The sequence below is a fragment of the Erwinia sp. MYb416 genome, assembly GCF_037479575.1.
Taxonomy (GTDB): domain Bacteria; phylum Pseudomonadota; class Gammaproteobacteria; order Enterobacterales; family Enterobacteriaceae; genus Erwinia; species Erwinia rhapontici.
The window spans coordinates 1,009-1,775 of record NZ_JBBGYT010000228.1; the positions used below are offsets into that span (position 1 = coordinate 1,009).

The window sequence follows — 767 nt, forward strand, 5'->3', positions numbered from 1 at the left end:
CCATGGTCCAGCGGGTTGAGGCAAAGGCAGTGAACGGCGTCATGCCGCCCTGACTGTTGCGGACAAACCATTTATCCAGGTCGGCTGGTGCCGACCTGAACTGGCTATCGCCCTGTACATAGACCCGTTTAACCCGACCACGGTCGATAAAGTCATTGATATACGCTCCGCCCCAGGCGTCGGTCAGGGTATCAGTGACGTCATCCAGTTGCAGCCCCAGCGCAACCGCCTTATTGGTATCAATATCGACCTGTAACTGCGGTGTCTGAGGCAGAATACTGGCTCGTACCCCGATCAGTTCCGGGCTTTGCGCGGCGCGTTGCAGCAGTTGGTCGCGCAGTTTGCCCAGTTCATCACGCGTAGTGCCCCCACTGGCCAGCAGCTCATAGGTGAAGCCATTATTCTGCCCCAGGCCCGGTACCGACGGCGGCGTCAGGGCAAAGATCTGGGCATCACGAATAGTGGATAGTGCATAGGTCGCGCGTCCGGCTATCGCTTCCGCCGAGTTTTCTTTACCCGGACGCTCATCCCAGTTTTTAAGTTTGATAAATGCCATCCCTGCATTCTGCGCAGCGCCGCTGAAGTTAAAGCCGTTGATGGTGAACACCACGTCGATGTTCTCTTTTTCTTCAGTCAGAAACCAATCCACGATCTGTTTATTGACCGATTCAGTTCGGCTTGCGGTGGCGCCGGCAGGCAGGGTCGCCTGAAGCATAATGCTGCCCTGATCCTCAGTCGGCAGGAAGCTACCCGGCAGTCGGGTAAAC

1 pseudogene is annotated in these 767 nt (G+C 56.7%); it reads right to left on the reverse strand.

Going from position 1 to position 767, the window contains the following annotated elements:
- A pseudogene (locus tag WH277_RS02085) lies at nucleotides 1-767 on the reverse strand (efflux RND transporter permease subunit); the annotation flags it as partial.